We start from the raw sequence: 12712 nt of genomic DNA on the forward strand, positions 1-12712 counted from the left end.
TATGGATCGGGTCCGCGCGCAGGCGCGGCTCTACCGGATCATTGCCTTCCTGCTCTCGCTCGGGCTGAGCGGGATCGCATCCTCGCTGTTCATCCAGTTCGCGGCCACCAACGGGCTCGATGCGCTCGATTTCGTCCGCCTCGTGCTGATCGCCATCTCCACGCTGTGGCTGGCCTGGGGGGCAAGCCAGAGCGTTGTCGGGCTGCTCTATCGCCCCCAGGTGCATGACGCTCGGCAGGCCGCCGAAAGGGTGCGGGGGCGGACGGCGATCCTTGTTCCCATCTACAACGAAGATCCGGTCGAGACGTTTTCGCGGGTTCTGGCCATGGACCGCTCGATCGCCAGAGAAGGGATGAGCGGGCTTTTCGATTTCGCCATCCTGTCCGATACCCGCGATCCCCAGACGGCGCGGCAGGAAGAAATCTGGTTCGACCGGCTTCTCGAGGAGAGCGGGGGCAAGGGGCGCATGTTCTATCGCCGCCGGGCCGAAAACACAGGAAAAAAGGCCGGCAATGTCGAGGACTTCATCACCCGCTCGGGCGGGGCGTATGAATTTTCGCTGATCCTTGATGCCGATAGCCTGATGGAAGGGAAAACCATCGTCGAGATGGCGCGGCGCATGGAAGCCGAGCCCCGGCTCGGCCTGCTCCAGACGCTGCCCCAGATCATCAATGCCCATTCGCTGTTCGGCCGCGCCGTGCAGTTTTCGGCAAGTTTCTTCTCGCCGGTTTTTGCGCGCGGCATTGCGCTCTTGGCGGGGCATGAAGGCCCGTTCTGGGGGCATAACGCGATGATCCGCACCCAGGCGTTCGCCAGCTCGTGCGGGCTGCCCGTGCTCAGCGGCAAACCGCCCTTTGGCGGGCACGTGCTCAGCCACGACTATGTGGAAGCGGCGCTTCTGGCGCGCAATGGCTGGATCGTGCGGCTCGATACCGATCTTACCGGCTCGTTCGAGGAAGGGCCGGACAATCTTGTCGAATTCGCCAAGCGCGACCGGCGCTGGTGCCAGGGCAATCTCCAGCATATCAAGCTCTTGGGGGCGCCAAGGCTTTCGGGATGGAGCCGGTTCGTTTTCGTGCAGGGGATCCTCTCCTACCTATCATCGCCCATCTGGGCGGCCTTTCTGATCCTGAGTCTGCTCGCCCCCTACTTCACGCCGGCGCCCGATTATTTCCCCGAGCCCTATCAGCTCTTCCCGGTATTTCCTGACGATCAGACATCGAAAGCGATCACGCTTCTGGTGGGGATTTTCGGGCTTTTGATCCTGCCCAAGCTTTTGATTCTGGCCCAGGCGATCTCGACCGGCCGGGTGGCGCGCCATGGCGGGGCAGGACGGGCAACCGTTTCAGTGCTCGTCGAGATCGTGCTTTCGAGCATCATCGCCCCGGTTATGCTGCTGTTTCAGACCCGCTCGGTGTTCCAGGTGCTGACGGGGGCGGATGGGGGATGGCCGGCGACCCGGCGCGGCACCCAGGCGCTGCCCTTGTCCGATGCCTGGATGGCGAGCCGCACCATGGTCCTGATCGGCGTGACCATGCTGGCGGGCGCCGCTTATTTTACCCCCGCGATTCTCGTGTGGCTGGTGCCGGTGGCCGGGCCCATGGTGGTCGCGCCGCTTTTGATCTGGATTTCGTCCAAACCGTTCGAAAGTTCGATCTTTCTTGCACCCCAAGAATGCGATCGCTCGCCCATTGTGGCGGAACGCGATGCTATTGTTTCCTCATGGAGTGGTGGCCGGAGCGAGCCCGATCCTGTAGGCCGCGCGATGAGGGAAGGCGCGCCAACGCATGCATAAACGCCATAGCCGGCTGACGCCGGAATTGCCGATGCGCTCGGTCCGGGACCCGCGCATCGACGTGTTGCGCGGACTGGCGCTGGTGATGATCTTCATCAACCACGTGCCGGGCAATGCGCTGGAGCATTTCACCAATCGCAATTGGGGATTTTCCGACGCCGCCGAAGCGTTCGTCTTTCTTTCGGGCACGGCGGCCGGGCTCGCCTATGAGTCGGGGTTCCTGAGCGCGCCCTATTGGCCCGGCATCGCCAGGGTCTGGGCGCGGGCGCGGACGCTCTATTTCGTGCATCTTTCGACGACCGCCATGGCGATCGGCATCTTTGCGGCGGCAGCGCTCTGGTTCGGGCTTTACGAGCTTTTGACCACCATCAACCTGCGGCCCGCTTTCGCCAACCCCCTGGCTGTGCTGATCGGCATTCCCCTACTGGGACATCAGCTCGGTTATTTCAATATCCTGCCGCTCTATCTCACCTTGCTGCTGGTGACCCCGCTGTTGCTCTGGGTGGGACTGAGGCGTCCCTATCTGCTGCTTGCCGCTTCGGTGATCGTCTGGGTACTGGCCGGGCAATTCCGCATCAACCTACCCAACTATCCCAATCCGGGCGGCTGGTTCTTCAATCCGTTTTCCTGGCAGATCATATTCGTGCTTGGGCTTTTGACTGGGATTTTCCTCAAGCGCGGCGAGCGTTTCGTGCCCCGGATCGGCTGGCTGATGTGGCTGTGCGGCGCGTGGCTGGTTGCCACGATCATTTGGAAGCACGTGCCCGGAGCCGGTCCGGTGGCCAACCGCTTCATGGCGGAATTGGGCAGTGCGGGCGTGCCATTCTATATCGTTTCGTTCGACAAGACTTTCGCGGCGGTGCTGCGGCTGAGCCATTTCCTGGCGCTTGCCTATATTCTCTCGTGCTTTTCCTGGGTCTATGTGGCTTCGGAAAGCCGATGGGCAGAGCCGTTCCGCCTGCTGGGACAGAACGGGCTTGCGGTTTTTGCCACCGGATCGGTGCTCTCGGTGCTGCTGCAGGCGATCAATGCCGGCATCGAGCGCAGTTTTTTGACCGATCTGGTGCTGATCGGGGCCGGGCTCGGGGTGCAGTTCGCGCTGGCCTATGCGCTCAGGGTCACCAAGCGGGCGCAGGCGAACAAGAAGGCGATAGCGGCCAAGGCGGCGCCTTAGAAATCGGACGAGATGCCCTTGATCTCCCAATCGCCGTAGCGGGCGGGATCGAGGCCGCCGCGGCCGTCGATTTCGCGCGGGGCGGCAGAGGTTTTGGCATCGATCTCGGCGCGGCGCGCCTTGGCTTCCTCGAGCGCTCTTTTGGCGATTTCGGGGTCTGGGCGCTTGGTATTGAAGGCTGTGATCATGGGGGTATTGCCGGTATTGAACGAAGAGTTTAGGCCCATGAGGACTTGTGGGACGCCTCCGGGGTTCCCATCATAATAGGCGACCACTGTTTGTGAAAGTCGGACGATGATGAACGCATTGCGAACCACGATCCTTCTGGCCGGCATGACGGCGCTGTTCATGGGCGTGGGCTATCTGATCGGCGGCACGGGCGGCATGGCCATCGCCTTCCTGTTCGCGCTGGGCACCAATGCCTTTGCCTATTGGAATTCGGACAAGATGGTGCTCTCGATGCAGGGCGCCAAGGAGATCGATCCGCGCTCGGCGCCCGAGCTCTATCAGATGACCCAGCGGCTGGCCGACAATGCCGGGCTGCCGATGCCCAAGCTTTACCTCATCGAAACCGACCAGCCCAATGCGTTCGCGACCGGCCGCAGCCCGGAAAAGGGCGTGGTGGCCGTGTCCTCGGGCCTCGTCAAATATCTCGACAGCCGGGAGGTGGCCGCGGTGATCGCGCACGAGCTCGCCCATATCAAGAACCGCGATACGCTGACCATGACGGTGACCGCGACGCTGGCCGGTGCGATCTCGATGCTGGCCCAGTTCGGGCTGTTCTTCGGCGGCGGACGCGACAACAACAATCCCCTTGGCGTTTTCGGCACCATTGCCATGGTGATCCTGGCTCCCATCGCCGCGATGCTGGTGCAGATGGCGGTGAGCCGGACGCGGGAATACGAGGCCGACAAGGACGGCGCGGCGATCTGCGGCGATCCGACCGCGCTGGCCAGCGCGCTCGAAAAGATCTCGGCCATCGGCAAGCGCACGGTCAATGTGGCGGCCGAGCGCGCCCCGGCCATGGCGCATATGTACATCTCCAACCCGCTGTCGGGGGCACGGATGGACAATCTGTTTTCCACCCACCCCAATGTGGAAAACCGCATCCGCGCCCTGATGGACATGGCGCGGGTTTCCGGCGGAGGCGGTGGTCAAACGCCGCGCAGCCGGGTAAACCCCATCGAGGCCAATGTCCGGCCCGGCCAGAGCTGGCGTACGCCCGGCACGCGGCCGCGTGGGGACGATGGCGGAGCGGCCGGACCCTGGGGATAGGTTTTTGACGAATAAACACGATCTGCCCGGCCTCAAGCTTCGGCTTGAGGCCGCTTTTCATCTCAGGCATGTGCTCGAGGGCAAGCCCTTCGCCCCGATCGGCGGCGACAGGCTGGCCGAGGGGCGCGACAGGGCGTTGGCAAACAAGATGGTCACCGTCGCCCTGCGCCGGCACGGGCAGATCGATGCGGTGCTGGAGCAAACACTCAGCAAGGGCGTGCCGCAGCGGGCGGGCATTCTCGAGGCAGTGCTGCGGATCGGTGTGGCGCAGCTTCTCTACATGGACGAGATTCCGGCCCATTCGGCGATCCACCTTGCCGTCGAATCGGCGCGCGCCGACAAGCGCGCCGGGCGGTTCGACAGACTGGTCAATGGCGTGCTGCGCTCGGTCCAGCGGGAGGCCGGCAAGTTCTCGGCGCTTCCCCACGATCTGCTGGTTCCCCAATGGCTGCAATCGCGTTGGCGTGCGGCCTATGGCGATGGGGCGATTGCAGCGTTTGCCGAACGGCTTATCGAAACACCGCCGCTCGATCTGACCCTCAAGGCTCCCGATGAAGATTTGACGGCATCGCTGGGCGGCGAGCCGGTGCTGGGGGCGAGCGTGCGGCTCGCCTCGCGCGAGGCGAGCGTTGCCGATCTGCCCGGGTTCGCCCAGGGCAAATGGTGGGTGCAGGATGTTTCGGCTTCCGTTCCGGCCCGGTTGCTCGGGGTGAAACCGGGAGACAAGGTGCTCGACCTTTGCGCGGCGCCGGGGGGCAAGACGGCGCAATTGGCGGCGGCGGGGGCCGAGATCACAGCGCTCGACATTTCCGCCGAGCGCATGGAACGCGTGGCCGCAAATCTGGATCGGCTGGGGCTCGCGGCCGAACTTGTGGTGGGCGACGCGCTCGATTATCGGCCGGGCCCGGTGTTCGACGCGGTGCTGCTCGATGCGCCCTGTTCGGCGACCGGCACATTCCGGCGGCATCCGGAGGTGCTCTGGCACCGGGATGAAAAGGGAATCGCCGAGCGCGTTGCGCTGCAGCGGAAAATGCTCGCCCATGCCGCCGGTCTGGTCAAACCGGGAGGGAGGCTCGTCTATTGCGTCTGTTCCCTCGAACGGGAAGAGGGTGAAGAGCAGCTCGATTGGGCCAAATCGGGGCTGGGCGATTTCGTTATCGATCCCATCGCCGCTTCGGAAATAGAGGGCTGGGACGCCCCGCTGAGCGGCGAGGGCGCTGTGCGAATCACGCCGGCGCTCGACCTGCCGGGAAAAGTGGGGGGAGGCCTCGACGGCTTTTTCATGGCACGACTGATCAAAAAAGCCGGCTGACGGGGCAAAATTCCCGCAGTTTTCCTGTGGTTAACGGCAAGTTGATGATACATTGGACCCTGCGAGTAGGGTTCGGGTATGGGCGTATTTGAAGTTTTGCGTTTCGGTCTGCGGCGGGCGGGCCTGGGGCTAGCCGACCGCACGGTGACCCACGCGCTGTTTTCATGGACATGGTCGGGAGCCGATGCGGGCAGGTTCGTGCCCCGGCTCGCCGAATTCCGCCCGGCCGACGCCCAAACGGTCATCGAGATGATGGAGGGCAAATATCTGCTCTCGGGACGCCTGGTGGAAACCGGCGGCCAATCACCCTTTGCCGTCGATACCGAAGCCGACGATTGGTTCGAGGACCTTCATAGCTTTGGCTGGCTGCGGCACTTTTCGGCGCTGACCGATCCCGGCCAACGCGCTTTTGCCCGCACCCTGGTGCTCGACTGGATCGCCCGGTTCGGCACTTTCGAGCGCGATGCCTGGGACGTGTTCATCACGGCGCGGCGGGTGCTCAACTGGCTCAAATCCTTTTCGCTGCTGGCCGAAGGGGCAACGGCCGAGCAGATGCGGGCCATTGCGCGCTCGCTTTCGGTACAGATCTCCTCGCTCAAGGTTCGGGCGGCGTTCGTCAGCGATCCGCTCGAGCGGCTGATGGTCGAGATCGCGCTGGCGGGCGCCGCGCTCAGCGAAAGCGAGGAGAGCCGGGAGCTGGCGGCTCACATCGAGCGGCTGGGAATGTTGCTGGAAGGCGGGCTCGACGATGACGGGCTGGTCAAATCCCGCAGCCCCTTCGCCCAGATCCAGATCCTGTCCGAGATCATTCCGGTCAACCAGGTGCTGGGGCAGCGGCATGGGACGGTTTCGTCGGGAATCGCAAGGCGTATCGAAGCCATGCACCGGGCGCTCGAAAAGCTGGTGCTGGGGACACGCGAGCCGGTCTATGCCAATGGCTGCGGGCAGGTGCCGGTGGAACTGGTTTTGGCCATCGCCGCGCAATCGGGCGTGCGCGCCACCGGGTCGGGGCTGTGCGGGGGGTATGGGATCCTGGTCGACGGTCCGGGCAAGGTGGTGGCCGATTCGGGCCAGGTCCCGCCGGTCGAATTTGCCGCCGATGCCCATGCGGGGGCGCTGAGCTTCGAATATGCGTGCGGCTCGACACTGGTTGCGGGCAATTGCGGGCCGGCGCCGGGGCAGTTGGCCGAAAGCCGCAACCTCTTCCGTCACACCTCGGCCCATAGCGCGCCGACCATCGAAGACATGTCGAGCGCCGGAATCGGACGAAGCGGAGCGCTGCAGTTGCGCGGCGCGCCGCCGCAAATCACACTCGAAGCCCAAGAAAACGCTGTCGAGATGCGCTCGGGCGCCTATCGCGACCGGTACGGTCTCGACATCGTGCGGCGCCTGACGCTGATGGGGGGCGGGCAGACCCTGGTGGGCCAGGACAGGTTTATGGCCGCCGGACGGACGGCGCGCCAGCAGGGCATGTTCTCGATCCGCTTTCACCTCGCTCCAGGGGTGGTGACCGAACGTTCGAGTGGTGAAGACCTGATCCGCATGATCTATCGCAATGGCGAAGCCTGGTCGTTTCTCTGGGAAGGAGCGTCGGCCGATATCGAGGACAGCGTGCGCCATTCGGCGCATTTCGGGCTGATCAAGACGCGGCAGATCGTGCTGCATGGCACCGCGCGCAACGAGGCGGAAATCGCCTGGGTGTTCACGCGGCAATCGTGATCGCACGGCGGAGCGCCATTGCGCCCAATAGCGCAGTTCCCACCCGCGCCGATCCATGATAGGGCCGCGCCCATTCTTTCCCTTCAAGCAATCACGGCAGGATTTTCCATGGGCCAGGCGGGTGCAACCAAAGTCAAAAGGGCGCTGCTTTCGGTGTCCGACAAGACCGGGATCATCGAATTCGCGACGGCCCTGGCCGGGCTCGGGGTCGAGATCGTTTCGACGGGCGGCACGCGCAAGGCTTTGGCCGAAGAGGGGCTGCCGGTGATCGATATTTCCGAGGTCACCGGATTTCCCGAGATCATGGACGGGCGGGTCAAGACGCTGCACCCCAAGGTGCATGGCGGGCTCCTGGGCATCCGCTCCAACGACGCGCACAAAAGCGCCATGCGCATCCATGACATCTCGCCCATCGATCTGGTTGTCGTGAACCTTTATCCGTTCGCCGAAACCGTCGCCAAGGGTGCCGCCTATGACGAGGTGATCGAAAACATCGACATCGGTGGGCCGGCGATGATCCGGGCGGCGGCCAAGAACCATGGCGACGTGACGGTGATCGTCGATCCGGCCGATTATGCCGATGTGCTGGCCGCCCTCAAGGAGGGGGGCGAAGTGCCCTATCCGCGCCGGCAGAAATATGCGGCCAAGGCCTACGCCCGGACGGCGGCCTATGACGCGGCGGTCTCGAACTGGTTCGCCAACACCCTCGATGTGCCCGATCTTGCCTGGCGCAGCTTTGCGGGGCGCTTGCGCGAAACCATGCGCTATGGCGAAAACCCGCATCAATGGGCGGCATTCTATACCGATGGGTCCAACCGGCCGGGCGTTGCGACGGCGACCCAGGTGCAGGGCAAGCAGCTTTCGTTCAACAACATCAACGATACCGACGCAGCGTTCGAACTGGTAGCCGAGTTCGATCCCGAAAAGACGGCGGCGGTGGCCATCATCAAGCACGCCAATCCGTGCGGGGTGGGGCAGGGCGCAACGCTGGTCGAGGCCTATCAGGCGGCGCTTAAATGCGATCCGGTGTCGGCTTTCGGCGGCATCGTGGCGCTCAACCGGCCGCTCGACGAGGCGGCGGCGGGCGAGATCGTCAAGCTCTTTACCGAAGTGATCATAGCGCCGGGGGCGAGCGAAGGGGCGATCGAGATCATCGAAGGCAAGAAGAACCTGCGCCTGCTTGTAACCGACGCGCTGCCCGATCCCAAGGCCGAGGGGATGACCGTGCGCTCGGTGGCCGGCGGGCTGCTGGTCCAGACGCGCGACAATGCCAATGCCGATGATTACGAGCTCAAGGTGGTGACGCGGCGCGCGCCCACCGAAAAGGAAATGGCCGACCTGCTGGTCGCCGCAAAGGTCGCCAAGCACGTCAAGTCCAACGCCATCGTCTATGTCAAGGACGGGGCGACGGTGGGGATCGGCGCGGGGCAGATGAGCCGGGTGGATTCGGCCCGCACGGCGCACCGCAAATCGATCGATGCCGCGCAGGCGGCTGGGGTCGAAGGGGCGTTGACGCAGGGCTCGGTGGTGGCGTCGGACGCGTTCTTCCCCTTTGCCGATGGGCTCGAGGCGCTGGTTGAAGCCGGAGCGACGGCGGTGATCCAGCCCGGCGGATCGGTGCGCGACGAGGAAGTGATCGCTGCGGCCGACGCGGCGGGGCTGGCGATGGTGTTCACCGGCACGCGGCATTTCAGGCACTAAGCTGTCTCACGGGCGCACTGTTGGCAGCGTTGCGGCTGGGCTCAGGCGCTGAGTGTACTGGATCCCGGCTCAAGGCCGGGATGACGGTGGTGGGTGGTGTGACGGTGGGGATAGCAGTTGGGCTGCTGCAGACCTCATCGGTAGAGCGTGGTGAGGGCCGGAGACGGGGCAGTGCCCGATCTCACCACCAGCGTGTCACCCCGGGCTTGACCCGGGGCAAGGTATGCGCGCCGCTCTCGGCTCTTGCCATGACGCAAGCTCCGCGCCCCCCTCATCCGCTGCCATTCGAGCGTAGCTCTCATGGCCTTCTCACCTCCGATCGTGCCACCGGCGCGATTGGCCAAAGGACGGCTCGAACTCTCCCTCAAGGGGAGAAGAGCTCTTGAGAGAGCGCTGGGGCATGCACAAGGAAGCAACCGATCAGGCGGTGGTTGCGACCTCGAGCGCGATTTCGACCATGTCCTTGAGGGAACTCTGCCGTGCCTCGGCGTCGATTTCGGCGCCGGTGATCAGGCAATCGGTCATTGTGCAGATGGTCAGAGCCCGGGCGCCGAAGCGGGCGGCGAGGGTGTAGAGGGTGGCGGCTTCCATTTCCACCCCGAGGATGCCGTGCTCGATGAGCGGGGCATAGGCGTCGAGGCCGGAGGGGTGGTAGAAGATGTCCGAGGAGACGATGCCGCCCACATGCACCGTCTTGCCGTGGGCGCGGGCCGCGTCGTCGGCGGCGCGCAGGAGCGCGAAATCGGCGGCGGGGGCGTAGTTGTAATTGCCGAAGGCGCCCTTGACGATTGTGGAGTCGGTGGCGGCCGAAGCGCCGATCACCACGTCGCGGACCTTGACGTTGGTGTTGAGACCGCCGCAGGTGCCCACGCGGATCATGGTTTTGGCGCCATAGACGTTCAAAAGCTCATGCACATAGATGGCGGTCGAGGGCTGGCCCATGCCTGTGGCCTGCACCGAAACCGGCACCCCGTTCCAGGTGCCGGTAAAGCCCAGGCAATTGCGGACCGAATTGACCAGGCGCGCGTCGGAAAGGAAGGTTTCGGTGATCCATTTGGCGCGCAGGGGATCACCGGGCAGCAGCACCGCTTCGGCATAGTCGCCAGGCTTTGCGTGGTTGTGCGGCGTCATCTTTTATCCTTTGGTCAAAACACTGGCGGGCAGCTTACTGCGCCCCTGCCGGGCAAGGCAATGGGCGGCGATTTTGCGCGGGAGCGCTTGGCAAAAGGATGCGATTGCAGTAGAGAGTTGGGCCAGTAGAGTACCCGCGGGTACGGTTAGGGAGAACGGTCATGGACAAGTTCACGACATTGACGGGCGTCGCCGCGCCGCTGCCGATCATCAATATCGACACCGACATGATCATCCCCAAGCAGTATCTCAAGACCATCAAGCGCACGGGGCTGGGAACGGCGCTGTTCGCCGAGATGCGCTACAATGAGGATGGCAGCGAGAAGGAAGACTTCGTTCTCAACAAGCCCGCCTATCGCAACGCCAAGATCGTGATCGCCGGGGACAATTTCGGCTGCGGGTCCAGCCGCGAGCATGCCCCCTGGGCGCTGCTCGATTTCGGCATCCGCTGCGTGGTTTCGACCAGCTTTGCCGACATCTTCTACAACAACTGCTTCAAGAACGGCATTTTGCCCATCGTCGTCACCCCCGAGCAGCTCGAATTGCTGCTCGACGACGCCGAGCGCGGATCGAACGCGACGTTGACGGTGGATCTCGAGGCGCAGACCATTTCCGGGCCCGATGGGGGCACGATTTCCTTCGACATTGATCCGGCCCGCAAGCAGGTGCTGCTCGAAGGGCTCGACGATATCGCCATGACGCTCAAGAAGGACGAGACGATCGGCGGGTTTGAAGGCAAGATGGCCGAGAACCGGCCCTGGATCTGAGGGGCCGCCCAACCTGGAGGGGACGGGCCATGACCGAAATTCGCCTCACACTCGAGCCCAGCGATGCCGATTCCGGCGTGCTGACCAACCTTATCCGCAGTGCCAATACTGCGGCCGGCGCCGGGCCGGACCATTATCAGCCCGTCGGCTTTCTCATCCCCGATCCGCAAACCGGGGAAACCATCGGCGGGCTTACGGGATATGCCTTGTTCGAGTGGCTGTTCGTCCAATTCCTGGCCGTGCCGGAAAACCTGCGCGGCCAAGGCCTTGGCAGCCAGTTGCTGGCGCGGGCCGAAGACTGGGCGAAAGAACGCGGGCTCAAGGGCATGTGGCTCGATACCTTCGCCTTCGGCGCGCCCGAATTCTACAGGGCGCACGGCTTTATCGAATTTGGCACCATTGAGGATCATCCGACCGGTTCGCGCCGCCATTTCTTTCTCAAGCGCTTCTAGTGCGCTTCTTTCTCCAGCAACGGTAGCTTTTCATGACGCACACCCTCTTCCTCCTGCCCGGCGACGGCATCGGCACCGAGATCATGGCCGAGGTCGAAAAGCTCATCGCCTATCTCAACGGCAAGGGGCTGACCGATTTCGCCTATGAAACCGGGCTCGTGGGCGGGTGCGCCTATGATGCGCACGGGGCGGCGATTTCCGAGGAGGACATGGGCAAGGCGCTGGCCGCTGACGCAGTGATCTTCGGCGCGGTGGGCGGGCCGAAATGGGACAACGTGCCCTATGACGTGCGGCCCGAAGCAGGGCTGCTCAGGCTGCGCAAGGATCTGGGGCTGTTCGCGAACCTTCGTCCCGCCATCTGCTATTCGGCGCTTGCCGATGCCTCGTCGCTCAAAAAGGAGCTGGTCGAGGGGCTCGATATATTGATCGTGCGCGAATTGACCGGCGGGGTTTATTTCGGCGAGCCCAAACAGATCACCGATCTGGGCAATGGGCAGAAGCGGGCGGTCGATACCCAGGTTTACGAGACCTATGAGATCGACCGGATCGCGCGGGTGGCTTTCGATCTCGCCATGACGCGCGGGAAAAAGGTGCATTCGGCCGACAAGAAGAACGTCATGAAGTCGGGCGTGCTCTGGGACGAGGTGGTGAAACAGGCCGCCAAGGACTATCCCGAGATCGAATTGCAGCAGATCCTTGCCGACAATGCGGCGATGCAGTTGGTGCGCAATCCCAAGCAGTTCGACGTGATGGTGACCGATAATCTCTTCGGTGACATCCTTTCGGATGCGGCGGCCATGCTGACCGGATCGCTGGGCATGCTGCCCTCGGCTTCGCTGGGGGCGCCCGATCCGGAAACCGGCCGCCGCAAGGCGATGTATGAGCCCGTGCACGGCTCTGCCCCCGATATCGCCGGGCAGGGGATCGCCAACCCAATCGCGATGATCGCGAGCTTTGCCATGGCGCTGCGCTATTCGTTCGGGATGATCGAGCTGGCGAGCCGGCTCGAGACGGCGATTTCGGAGGTGCTCGAAGACGGGCTGCGGACCGGGGACATCATGCAGACCGGGTGCCGGCGGGTGACGACGGCCGAAATGGGCGATGCGATCATCGCCAAGCTGGAGTAGGTCTTCCTCGCGAGTTTCGGTGGGGGTTGAAAGGCTGCGCCCCCCTCGCCCCCGGCCCCTCTCCCACCAGGGGAGAGGGGGGCTCTTTTGGTCAGCATTTGAGTTCTTACTGAGACGCTGCCCGGGGCTACCCTTCTCCCCTGATGGGAGAAGGTGGCTCGCGAAGCGAGACGGATGAGGGGGGCGCGGCGCTGCCGCGCGCACTAGAGCCGTTCAGGATTTGATTGAATCAAATCCTTGGCTCTAACCCTTTGTTTTG

Annotated in this window: 11 protein-coding genes; 9 read left to right on the top strand and 2 right to left on the bottom strand. The window is 63.9% G+C overall.

Features of this window, described 5'->3' with window-relative positions:
- Position 1: 1 nt before the first annotated feature.
- Entirely contained in the window at positions 2–1795 is a 1794-nt protein-coding gene (gene mdoH, locus NO934_RS08930; protein WP_309163604.1) for a glucans biosynthesis glucosyltransferase MdoH, read from the top strand.
- Positions 1788–2969, top strand: a complete 1182-nt coding sequence (locus NO934_RS08935; RefSeq protein ID WP_309163605.1) for an OpgC domain-containing protein — start codon at positions 1788–1790, stop codon at positions 2967–2969. Before mdoH ends, NO934_RS08935 begins: the two co-directional genes overlap by 8 nt.
- Here NO934_RS08935 and NO934_RS08940 read toward each other — a convergent pair.
- A complete protein-coding gene (locus tag NO934_RS08940; protein WP_309163606.1) occupies positions 2966–3286 on the bottom strand; it encodes a DUF1674 domain-containing protein in 321 nt (106 codons plus the stop codon). The two genes, NO934_RS08935 and NO934_RS08940, sit on opposite strands and share 4 nt — an antisense overlap.
- On the opposite strand from NO934_RS08940, the gene htpX reads away from it, so the two are divergent.
- From htpX to purH, 4 genes are all read left to right on the top strand, one after another.
- Positions 3267–4244 carry a zinc metalloprotease HtpX gene (gene htpX / locus NO934_RS08945; RefSeq protein WP_309163607.1) on the top strand — a complete coding sequence of 326 codons (978 nt, stop codon included), beginning with the start codon at positions 3267–3269 and terminating at the stop codon, positions 4242–4244. The two genes, NO934_RS08940 and htpX, sit on opposite strands and share 20 nt — an antisense overlap.
- A 4-nt stretch (positions 4245–4248) precedes the next feature.
- Positions 4249–5556: an RsmB/NOP family class I SAM-dependent RNA methyltransferase gene (locus NO934_RS08950; protein WP_309163608.1), complete on the top strand. Its 1308-nt coding sequence runs from the start codon at positions 4249–4251 to the stop codon at positions 5554–5556.
- Between the two features lie 78 nt (positions 5557–5634).
- Entirely contained in the window at positions 5635–7275 is a 1641-nt protein-coding gene (locus NO934_RS08955) for a heparinase II/III family protein (RefSeq protein ID WP_309163609.1), read from the top strand.
- A gap of 108 nt (positions 7276–7383) precedes the next feature.
- On the top strand, positions 7384–8976 hold the full coding sequence (purH, locus tag NO934_RS08960) for a bifunctional phosphoribosylaminoimidazolecarboxamide formyltransferase/IMP cyclohydrolase (RefSeq protein WP_309163610.1): 1593 nt from the start codon (positions 7384–7386) through the stop codon (positions 8974–8976).
- Positions 8977–9396: 420 nt separating this feature from the next.
- Here the strand turns inward: purH and deoD are convergent, their stop codons facing one another.
- Positions 9397–10107, bottom strand: a complete 711-nt coding sequence (gene deoD / locus NO934_RS08965) for a purine-nucleoside phosphorylase (RefSeq protein WP_309163611.1) — start codon at positions 10105–10107, stop codon at positions 9397–9399.
- A gap of 161 nt (positions 10108–10268) precedes the next feature.
- Here deoD and leuD point away from each other — a divergent pair, with 161 nt between their 5' ends.
- The 3 genes from leuD to leuB are packed head-to-tail and all read left to right on the top strand — an operon-like array spanning position 10269 to position 12453.
- Positions 10269–10874 carry a 3-isopropylmalate dehydratase small subunit gene (gene leuD, locus NO934_RS08970; protein WP_309163612.1) on the top strand — a complete coding sequence of 202 codons (606 nt, stop codon included), beginning with the start codon at positions 10269–10271 and terminating at the stop codon, positions 10872–10874.
- 29 nt (positions 10875–10903) lie between these two features.
- The gene (locus tag NO934_RS08975) at positions 10904–11326 is read left to right on the top strand and encodes a GNAT family N-acetyltransferase (protein WP_309163613.1); all 423 of its coding nucleotides are present in this window, start codon (positions 10904–10906) and stop codon (positions 11324–11326) included.
- A gap of 32 nt (positions 11327–11358) precedes the next feature.
- The gene (gene leuB / locus NO934_RS08980) at positions 11359–12453 is read left to right on the top strand and encodes a 3-isopropylmalate dehydrogenase (protein WP_309163614.1); all 1095 of its coding nucleotides are present in this window, start codon (positions 11359–11361) and stop codon (positions 12451–12453) included.
- Positions 12454–12712 lie beyond the last annotated feature (259 nt).

Source organism: Pelagibacterium sp. H642 (assembly GCF_031202855.1).
Classification (GTDB): Bacteria; Pseudomonadota; Alphaproteobacteria; order Rhizobiales; family Devosiaceae; genus Pelagibacterium.

Bases quoted from the DNA above. Each gene is read 5' to 3' on its own strand.
- mdoH (WP_309163604.1), top strand. From the start codon at position 2: ATGGATCGGGTCCGCGCGCAGGCGCGGCTCTACCGGATCATTGCCTTC.
- NO934_RS08935 (WP_309163605.1), top strand. From the start codon at position 1,788: ATGCATAAACGCCATAGCCGGCTGACGCCGGAATTGCCGATGCGCTCG.
- htpX (WP_309163607.1), top strand. From the start codon at position 3,267: ATGAACGCATTGCGAACCACGATCCTTCTGGCCGGCATGACGGCGCTG.
- NO934_RS08955 (WP_309163609.1), top strand. From the start codon at position 5,635: ATGGGCGTATTTGAAGTTTTGCGTTTCGGTCTGCGGCGGGCGGGCCTG.
- purH (WP_309163610.1), top strand. From the start codon at position 7,384: ATGGGCCAGGCGGGTGCAACCAAAGTCAAAAGGGCGCTGCTTTCGGTG.
- deoD (WP_309163611.1), bottom strand. From the start codon at position 10,107: ATGACGCCGCACAACCACGCAAAGCCTGGCGACTATGCCGAAGCGGTG.
- leuD (WP_309163612.1), top strand. From the start codon at position 10,269: ATGGACAAGTTCACGACATTGACGGGCGTCGCCGCGCCGCTGCCGATC.
- NO934_RS08975 (WP_309163613.1), top strand. From the start codon at position 10,904: ATGACCGAAATTCGCCTCACACTCGAGCCCAGCGATGCCGATTCCGGC.
- leuB (WP_309163614.1), top strand. From the start codon at position 11,359: ATGACGCACACCCTCTTCCTCCTGCCCGGCGACGGCATCGGCACCGAG.